The organism is Cellulomonas algicola, assembly GCF_003851725.1.
Lineage (GTDB): Bacteria > Actinomycetota > Actinomycetes > Actinomycetales > Cellulomonadaceae > Cellulomonas > Cellulomonas algicola.
On the sequence record NZ_BHYL01000137.1, the window covers coordinates 1 to 7,596 of the forward strand.

At 75.3% G+C, this 7,596-nt stretch carries 8 protein-coding genes; all 8 read left to right on the forward strand.

Annotation, left to right across the window (positions count from 1 at the left end; translation table 11 throughout):
• Window positions 1–1,010 (forward strand): hypothetical protein (locus tag CTKZ_RS21535; RefSeq protein WP_160142875.1); only part of this gene is annotated, 1,010 nt, incomplete at its 5' end.
• Window positions 1,011–1,059: 49 nt separating this feature from the next.
• The gene (locus CTKZ_RS10170; protein WP_124342847.1) at window positions 1,060–1,491 is read left to right on the forward strand and encodes a phage tail protein; all 432 of its coding nucleotides are present in this window, start codon (window positions 1,060–1,062) and stop codon (window positions 1,489–1,491) included.
• A gap of 1 nt (window position 1,492) precedes the next feature.
• On the forward strand, window positions 1,493–2,359 hold the full coding sequence (locus CTKZ_RS10175; protein ID WP_124342848.1) for a CIS tube protein: 867 nt from the start codon (window positions 1,493–1,495) through the stop codon (window positions 2,357–2,359).
• A complete protein-coding gene (locus tag CTKZ_RS10180; protein WP_124342849.1) occupies window positions 2,346–4,214 on the forward strand; it encodes a VgrG-related protein in 1,869 nt (622 codons plus the stop codon). The genes CTKZ_RS10175 and CTKZ_RS10180 overlap by 14 nt, the downstream gene beginning before the upstream one ends.
• Window positions 4,215–4,225: 11 nt before the next feature.
• Window positions 4,226–4,675 carry a GPW/gp25 family protein gene (locus CTKZ_RS10185; protein ID WP_124342850.1) on the forward strand — a complete coding sequence of 150 codons (450 nt, stop codon included), beginning with the start codon at window positions 4,226–4,228 and terminating at the stop codon, window positions 4,673–4,675.
• 1 nt (window position 4,676) lies between these two features.
• Window positions 4,677–6,620 (forward strand): putative baseplate assembly protein, encoded by a 1,944-nt coding sequence (locus tag CTKZ_RS10190; protein WP_124342851.1) that lies wholly within the window; start codon window positions 4,677–4,679, stop codon window positions 6,618–6,620.
• Window positions 6,620–7,177, forward strand: a complete 558-nt coding sequence (locus CTKZ_RS10195; protein WP_124342852.1) for a phage tail protein — start codon at window positions 6,620–6,622, stop codon at window positions 7,175–7,177. Before CTKZ_RS10190 ends, CTKZ_RS10195 begins: the two co-directional genes overlap by 1 nt.
• Window positions 7,174–7,596: zinc-ribbon domain-containing protein (locus CTKZ_RS21540; RefSeq protein WP_160142876.1), on the forward strand; the 423-nt coding region annotated here is incomplete at its 3' end. The genes CTKZ_RS10195 and CTKZ_RS21540, both read left to right, overlap by 4 nt.

Below are 7,596 nucleotides of genomic sequence, written 5' to 3' on the forward strand. Positions count from 1 at the left end.
CGCCGGACCTCCCGCTCGTCGCACGCTCGACCGCCGCGCCGGACGCGACGGCCTCGGCGGGACCGGGCGCGACGACCGGCGCGGGTCCCGCGCAGGCGCTGAGCGTCGGACCCCTGCTCGCGGGCCGCCCGGCGCCGGTGCAGCTCGCCGACCGCCCCCCGACCCTGCTGGCCGGTCAGGTCGCGACGCGTCGCGCGGTGCCGGTCCAGCGCGCCGTCCCCGGTGCCCCCGCTCCCGCGAGCCCGCGGACGGGTGGCGCGACGCTGACCACGCCCGTCCTCGACCCCACCCGCGGGGGTGCCGCGTCGGCGGTCGGGGCCGTCGCGTCCCGCCGCGCGGACGGGTCGACGGACCCGGTGCCGAGCCACGGCGCCGACCTGGCCGTGGCCCTGACGGGCACGTCGCCCGCACGCTCCACGACGCACCCGGACGCTGCCGACGACTCCCGGCCCACGGACGCGCCCGCCGTGCTCCCCGTGCCGTCCGCCACCGCCTCGCCCGTCGACGGAGCCCTCGTGACCCTCCAGCGCACGTCCGCGCCGGGCACGTCCGCGACCACCGACCGGCCCCTGACGCCCCTCTCCCCAGGCGGTGCCGGGGCGCCGGTCGGCCCGACGGTGTCCCGGCCGACGACGCCGGTCCGCGCCGACGCCTCGTCGGCCGACACCACCGCGACCGGGACGACGGAGGTGCCGGGCCCCCTGCCGCTGGTCCAACGCCGCGTCGAGCCCACGTCGACGCCGCCCACGCTCCCGCCGGAGCCCCCCGCGGCAACGCCCACGGTCCAGCGCAGCGACGACGCCGCTCCCCCGCCACCGGTCGCGACGCCGGTCGCCGCCGCCGACGCCGCGGGCGCGGCACCGGAGGGGTCGGGCGCGTCACCGTTCGCGACGGCGACCCCGGCGGACCTCGACGAGCTGGCCCGGCGGCTCATGACGCCGCTCATGCGCCGGGTGCGCGGGCAGCTGCTCGTGGACCGCGAGCGCCGCGGCACGCGGATCGACCGATGACGAGCAGCACGCGCAGCACGAGCGCCACGACGAGCGGGAGGAGGGACCGATGCTGGAGGACACCGCGACAGCCGTCGGGCTGCAGTACGTCGTGACGGTCGACGGGCACAAGCTCGGCACGTTCGCGTCGTGCGAGGGCCTCGGGCTGGAGGTCGTCGTGGAGAGCCGCGAGGAGGGCGGCTTCAACACGGGCGTCTGGCAGCTGCCGACGCGCGTGAAGTACCCGAACGTCAAGCTCACGCGCCCGCTGGGCAAGGAGACGGCGGACGTCATGGCGTGGCTGTCGACGGTCAGCCAGGGGCTGGTCGCGACGACGGCGAGCATCGAGGCGCGCACGACGGACGGCACGACGGTCGTGCGGTGGACGTTGCAGGGCGTCGTGCCGATCCGCTGGACGGGCCCGTCGCTGACGCCGGACACGACGAAGGTCGTGACGGAGACGCTCGAGCTCGCGCACCACGGCTTCGGCAAGGGGGCGTGACGTGGGATCCGCGACGGGGTTCAACGCGAGCGCGGCGTCGGCGGCACCGGCGGGCGCGTCGACGCTGACGCACGCGAAGCTCGACCTGCACGAGCCGTCGAAGGACGGCGCCCTGGACAAGCCGGGGCCGCTCATCGGGTCGGTGGACTTCCAGTTCAACCCGAAGGAGCTGACGCTCCAGAAGTCGGCGAAGTGGACACGCCCGACGACGAAGGGCAGCAAGCGGTCGAGCCCGCCGCAGTACCAGGGGCCGCAGCCGTCGAAGCTGACGCTCGAGATGTTCCTCGACGAGTCGGTGTTCTTCGACCCGGCGAAGAAGCAGGACGGGTCGGTCGTCAAGACGGTGGAGCAGCTGTTCAAGTGCTGCGTGCCGACCGACGCGTCGCACGGCCAGAAGAAGGACTCCCCGCCGTGGGTCAAGTTCTCGTGGGGCGGCCTGACGGGGTTCCTCGCGTACATCGAGCAGGTGCAGGTGAAGTACACGCTGTTCACGCCTGCGGGGCTGCCGGTGCGGGCGGTGTGCACGGTGACGCTGCAGGAGCTCGCGGGCGAGCCCCCGGGCACGAACCCGACGTCGGGCGGCCGGGTGCCGCACCGCGAGCACGTGGTCGTGCAGGGCGACACGCTGCCGGGCGTCGCGTACCAGGAGTACGGCGACGCGTCGTTGTGGCGGGCGGTCGCGGACGTCAACGGCGTCGACGACCCGGCGCGGCTGCGTCCCGGGCGGCGGCTGCTGCTGCCGACGGCCGACGAGCTGCTGCGTCAGGCGCCCCCGACGGCCCCGCGCACGCCGCTGACGACACCGCGCGCGGGCTCGCCCGCGGTGACCCCCGCACCGCGCAGGGAGGTGGCCGGTGCCGTTCGGTGAGGAGCACAGCGCGACGCTGCTGATCACGGTCGACGGGACGCCCCTGCCGGCCGACGTCGCGCCGCTGCTCGTGTCCGGGTACGTCGACAGCGCGCGCAGCGTGCCGGACCTGTTCGTGCTGCGGTTCTCCGACGAGCACGGGACCGTCCTGAAGAAGGGCGGGTTCACGATCGGCGCGCAGGTCCAGCTCCAGGTGCAGTCGAGCGGCCCGGGTGGCCCGAAGCCGCTGCTCAAGGGCGAGGTCACGGCGGTCGAGGCGGAGCTCGACCCGGAGGGGCTGCACACGGTGGTGCGCGGCTACGACGTGTCGCACCGCCTGTTCCGGGGTCGCCGGATGGAGGCGTACCGGAAGATGAAGCCGGGCGAGATCGTCCGCAAGGTCGCGCAGCGCGCGGGGCTCGCGGTGGGCACGGTCTCGTCGCAGGGGTCCGTGATCGAGCACGCGGTGCAGGACGACGTCGACGACTGGACGTTCGTGTCGACGCTGGCCGACGAGCTCGGCTGGGTGCTGCGCGTCGTCGACGGCAAGCTCCAGGCCGGGCCTCCCGCGCAGGCGACCGCGGCGCCCGCGACGAGCGGCGAGGCCCGCAAGGACCCGCTCGTGCTGGAGAAGGGCGTCAACCTGCAGTGGCTGCGCGCGACCGTGACCGCCGCCGGGCAGGTGCCCGACGTCGAGGTCCGCAGCTGGGACGTGAAGCAGAAGAAGGCGCTGGTCGGCACGGCCACCGCGACGACGGTGAGCGCGCAGCTCGCCGACGCCGACCCGGTGAAGCTCGCGAAGAAGTTCGGCGGCCCGACGCTCGTCGAGTCCGCGTCGTCGCTCGACACGCAGGCCGCGGTGAACGCGCGCGCGAAGGCGCTCGCGGACCGGATCGCGGGCGGGTTCGCGGAGCTCGAGGGCGCGGCGCACGGCAACCCGGCGCTGCTCGCGGGCGGGTCGGTCGCGGTGCGCGGGATCGGCTCGCCGTTCGACGGGCAGTACGTGCTGACCGCGGTGCGGCACGACTTCGACGCCGAGGGCGGGTACGTCACGTCGTTCACGGTCGCGGGCGCGTCCGAGCGGTCGCTGCTCGGCACCGTGCTCGGGTCGACGGGCGGCGGGCTGGGCGTCGCGGGCGGTCCGACGGGTCGCACGCCGACGCTCGGCGTCATGCAGGCGATCGTCACCGACGCCAAGGACCCCGAGGCGCTCAACCGTGTCCGCATCACGCTCCCCGTGCACTCCGACACGTACGAGTCGGGGTGGGCGCGCGTCGTGCAGCCGGGAGCGGGCGCGTCGCGCGGCACGGGCATGCTGCCCGAGGTCGGCGACGAGGTGCTCGTCGCGTTCGCCGAGGGCGACCTGGGCCAGCCGTACGTCCTGGGCGGGCTCTACAACGGCAAGGACAAGCCCGACGCGGACCAGGTCGGCAGCTCCGACGGCAAGATCCAGAAGCGCGTCTTCGTGTCCCGGACCGGCATGCGCGTCGAGCACCTGGAGAAGCCCGGTGCGGAGGAGCTGACGATCTCGACGAACGCCGGTGCGCAGAAGATCCGGCTCGTCCAGAAACCCGACGCGGCGATCGAGATCATCTCGGAGGGCCCGGTCACCGTCACCGCGAAGAAGGAGGCGACGGTCACCGCGCAGAAGGACGTCTCGGTGACGAGCCAGACCGGCGCGGTCAAGGTCAAGGGCGTCGACGTGACGATCGAGGGCTCGAAGTCGGTCGCCGTGAAGGGTCCGCAGGTCACCGTCGAGGGCACCGCGAGCGCCGAGGTCAAGGGCGCCGCCGTCAAGGTCGCCGCCCAGGGCACGGCCGAGCTGTCCGCGACCGGCATCACCACCGTCCGCGGCTCGCTCGTGAAGATCAACTGAGGGGGCGCGACGTGGGCCAGGAGTTCATCGGCGCCGGGTGGGCGTTCCCCGTGCGCACCGACGCGACGGGCCGCATCGCGCTGTCCCGCGAGGGCCGCGAGATCGAGGAGAGCATCCGTCTGATCCTCGCGACGGCCCCCGGCGAGCGTCCGATGCGACCCGAGTTCGGCTGCGCGGCGCACGACCACGTGTTCGCCCCGGCGGACGCGTCGACCGCGGGCGCGATCGCCGACGCCGTCCGCGTCGCGCTCGACCGGTGGGAGCCGCGCATCGACCTGCAGGACGTCCTGGTGCGCTACGACGAGGTCGACCGCGGCCTGCTGTACATCGACGTGCAGTACGCGCTGCGCGGCACGAACGACCCCCGCAACCTCGTCTTCCCCTTCTACACGATCCCCGACGAGCGCCCCGGCACCCCCGCGGGCACGGGCGCCGCCGGGCCGACGGGCGGAGGTGCCTGACGTGCTGCCCACCCCGAACCTCGACGACCGGCGGTTCCAGGACCTCGTCGACGACGCGAAGCGCATGGTGCAGCGACGCTGCCCGGAGTGGACCGACCACAACGTGTCCGACCCGGGCGTGACGCTCATCGAGACGGTCGCGTTCATGGCGGACGAGCTGTTCTACCGGCTCAACCGCGTGCCCGACCGGCTGTACGTCGCGTTCCTCGACCTGCTGGGCGTCACGCTGCACCCGGCCGGCGCGGCGACCGTCGACGTGACGATGTGGCTGTCCGCCCCGCAGCCGGAGACGGTGGTCGTACCCGAGGGCACCGAGTCCGCGACCCAGCGCGGCGAGGGCGAGGAGCCCGTCGTGTTCGCGACGACCGCGGAGCTGCGCATCCCCCCGCGGTCGCTCGCGCACGTGCTGACGCAGCGCCCTGGCGGCGAGCCCGTCCCGCACGACGAGCAGCTCTCGTTCCGCGAGCCGTTCCCGGTGTTCGCCGACGTCCCGCAGCTCGACGACGTGCTGCTGCTCGGCCTCGACGACGCGGCCCCGTCGTGCGTCGTCGTCCTGCGCTTCGACTCCGACGTGCAGGGCGTCGGCGTCGACCCGCGCCACCCGCCGATCGTCTGGGAGGCGTGGGACGGGCGGTCGTGGGTGTCGTGCGACGTCGACAGCGACGGCACCGGCGGCCTCAACCGTCCCGGCGACGTGGTCCTGCACGTCCCGGCGACGCACACCGCGCACGTGCTCGCCGACCGCCGCGCGGGCTGGCTGCGCTGCCGCGTCGTCCCGCCCGACACCGACTACACCGGCTACTCCGCGTCGCCGACCGTCCGCGAGGCGAGCGCCTTCACGATCGGCGGGACCGTCGCGGCGATCCACGCGGCGACCGTCGAGGACGAGGTCGTCGGGCTGTCCGAGGGCACGTACGCGCAGGTCTTCCCGCTCGAGCACGGTCCCGTCGTGGCCGGTCCGCCGCTCGTCCTGGAGGTCGCCGCGGGTCCCGGCTGGGACACGTGGACCGAGGTCGACTCGTTCGCCGGGCACGAGCCCGACGACCAGGTGTTCCGCGTCGACCGTGCCGCGGGCGAGCTGCACCTCGCGCCCGCCGTCCGCGAGCCCGACGGGACGCTGCGCGCGTACGGCGCGGTCCCGCCCAAGGGCGCCCCGATGCGGCTGCCGCGGTACCGCACGGGTGGCGGGCCCGACGGCAACGTCGCGCCCGGGACCATCCAGGTGCTGCGCGGTGCGGTGCCGTTCGTCGACCGCGTCTCCAACCGGCGCGCCGCGGTCGGCGGTGTCGCGGCCGAGAACGTCGACGAGGCGAAGGAGCGCGGGCCGCTCGCGCTGCGCGTCCGCGACCGGGCCGTCACGACCGAGGACTACGAGGAGATCGCGCGCGGCGCGACGACCGGTGTCGCACGCGTCCGGGCCGTCGCCGCCGGGGACGGCGCCGACGCGGGTGCCGTGCGCGTGCTCGTCGTCCCGACCGCCGTGCCCGACGCGGCCGGGATGCTGCGGTTCGAGGACCTCGTGCCGCCCGCCGACACGCTCGCCGCGATCGCCGAGCACCTCGACGACCGTCGGCCCGTCGGTGCGCGCGTGCTCGTCGAGCCGCCGTTCTACCAGGGCGTCACCGTCGTCGCGCGCCTGTCCCCCCGCCCCCGCGCCGACGTCGCGCTGCTCGCGACCGAGGCCGAGCGCGCGCTCTACCGGTACTTCGACCCGCTCACGGGCGGGCCGGACGGCGACGGCTGGCCCTTCGGCCGGCCCGTCCAGGCCGGCGAGGTCTACGCGGTCCTCCAGCGGCTGTCCGGCACCGAGCTCGTCGAGGACGTCAAGCTGTTCGCCGCCGACCCCATCACCGGCCGCCGCGGCGAGGCCGTCCAGCGCATCGACCTCGACAAGCACGCGCTCGTCTTCTCCTTCCGGCACCAGGTGCGGGTGGCGAAGCGCTGATGCCCGACGTGCGCAGCAGGCGCGGCATGGTCGACGGGCTCACGACGCCCGTCCCGATCGGCACGCGCCTGCCCGCCGTCCTCCAGGAGGACGACTTCCTGCTGCGGTTCGTCGCCGCGATCGACGACACGTTCGCGCCCGTCCACCTCACGCTCGACGCGCTCGCCGCGTACGTCGACCCGCACCTCGCGCCCGCCGACTTCCTCGAGTGGCTGTGCGCGTGGGTCGGCATCGAGCCCGACCAGACGTGGAGCGTCGAGCGCCGGCGCGAGGTCGTCGCGCACGCGTCCGCCGTGCACCGGTGGCGCGGCACGACGCGCGGCGTCGCCGAGGCCGTGCGGCTCGTCGTCGACGGCGACGTCGAGGTCACCGACACCGGCGCCGCCGGCTGGTCCGCGACCCCCGGCGGCCCGGTCCCCGGGGAGGCCGTGCCCGGCCTGCTCGTCCGCGTCCGCGCGAGCGGTCCCGTCGACCGGCGGCGCGTCGAGCGCGTCGTCGCCGCCGTGACCGCCGCGCACGTGCCCTTCACGCTCGACCTGGAGGAGGAGACCTCATGATCGTGTGCCCGTCGTGCGGCAGCCGGAACGAGGACGACGAGCAGTTCTGCGGCGAGTGCGGCAACTACCTCGACTGGGACGAGGTCCAGGTCGTCGAGGAGCCCGCCGCCGTCGCCGCGGCACCGGCCACGCCCGCACCCGTCGTGTCCCCCGCACCTGTCGCCGAGCCCGCACCTGTCGCCGAGCCCGCACCCGCCGCCGGGACGGCGACACGTGAGGTCCCGTCGCCGCGCACCGCCGCCCGCCACCAGGCGACCGACGCACCCGCACCGTCGGGGAGCGGCGACGACTCCCGACGGGTCGCAGACGACGGCGTCCCGGGGGCGGAGGTCGCCGGCGCGGCCACCGACCCCGCCCACCCCGCGGCCGCCCAGCGGGACGCCGAGGCACGCGCCGCGGCCGAGCAGGCCGCCGCGGAC